At 48.2% G+C, this 1,300-nt stretch carries 2 pseudogenes; one reads left to right on the top strand and one right to left on the bottom strand.

From position 1 onward, the window contains the following. Positions 1-845: 845 nt before the first annotated feature. Positions 846-1,013, bottom strand: a pseudogene (locus D5S03_RS07435) (transposase); the annotation flags it as partial. Between the two features lie 98 nt (positions 1,014-1,111). Between D5S03_RS07435 and D5S03_RS07430 the strand changes: the two are divergent. Further along, positions 1,112-1,300 (top strand): annotated as a pseudogene (locus D5S03_RS07430) (hypothetical protein); the annotation flags it as partial.

Genomic DNA, 1,300 nt, shown 5'->3' with positions numbered 1-1,300 from the left:
TAAGTTCGCGAAGAGATGAGACATAAAAAAAAGGCAATGCCAGCTTACGCCGACAAAGCCTCCATAAATCTTTTAAGCATGCAACAATCGATTGTCAACAATTTTTATTGGCATGGCGCAGTGATTTAAGCTGGTGGAGGTAGTTTATGCAAAAAAAAGAATTAGGGACATTATGTTGCCAGTTTACCCGGTTGAACACGGCTGTGCCGTAGACCTTCGGTCTGTTCAACTAGGTGAAGTTATGTTGCCAGTATCCCGCAATACCCAGCTTTACCCCGCCCTTTGAAGAAGGTGTCAGGTATCAGGAGGCAGTGGTCAGGTTTCAGTCACCAGCACTGGCTCCGGCTTTCTTTACCCCGCCTGGTTTTTTCATCCAGTTTTTAAGCTTTAAAGTACCCCGCATACCCCGCGCTTTCCAAGAGAAGGCTTCAGAGAGCAGCCTCCGGCCTCTCCGAGCTGGAAAGCTCTCCGAGCAGGAAGCCATAGGGGCCTACCCTCTCTCCGAGCTGTAGGCTCTACGAGCCGGAAGCCGGTCTATAAGCCTACGGGCTGGAAGGGAGCCGGAAGCCTGCCCACCAAACAGCTGAGGATGGTGCAAGTCTGGGTGGATTTGCACCGCGAATAATTATAGGCTAACTGGAATTTAGCCACTCAGGGCATTGAACTATTTAGTTTCCATCCGGAAACCCCGGTTGCGCAAGAGCTATAGTCTGCTAAAAGATTTATACTGGGGTTAATATCCCCTTATCTCAGGCCGGGTAACACGTTCTATGAAAAAATATACCGTAAAGCTAATTTTTCGACGTACTACTCCCTGGGAGTGAGCTTTGTCACCTCTGGGTTTACTAAGCAGTGGCCAGAATCTGGAGATTGAAGGCAACCACGCTGGACCAGACGTACTGCTTGAAGCCCTCCCAGCCTCTCCAGGTGCAGCGGTCCAGACCAAAGGCCCGCTTCATGGCGGAGATGATGGCTTCTATCCCGGCCCTGAAGTTGCGAAGCTTTTTGTATACATAAGAAATCAAAGGGACAGGTTCATATTTACAAACAACATCATCTCTGCTAAAAATATCTTCTACTCAGCAACCACAAGCCTTCACGGAGGTTCATAATGCCAAGAATAGCCAGGTTTATCCGAGACAACCAGCCTACTATCTACCATATAGTTTCCAGAACAGCTTTGCAGGGCCTGCCCATCAAGGACAAAGACAATGATTTCCTGCTGGGACTGGTCAAAAAGCTCAGTGCATTTTACTTTGTGGATGTGCTTGGGTTCGCACTTTTAGGAAATCATTTTCAT

Origin of the sequence: Desulfonatronospira sp. MSAO_Bac3 (genome assembly GCF_003838035.1) — a bacterium.
Classification (GTDB): Bacteria; Desulfobacterota; Desulfovibrionia; order Desulfovibrionales; family Desulfonatronovibrionaceae; genus Desulfonatronospira; species Desulfonatronospira thiodismutans.
The sequence above is the reverse complement of the archived record's forward strand: the minus strand, read 5'-3'. Positions and strand labels throughout refer to the sequence as shown.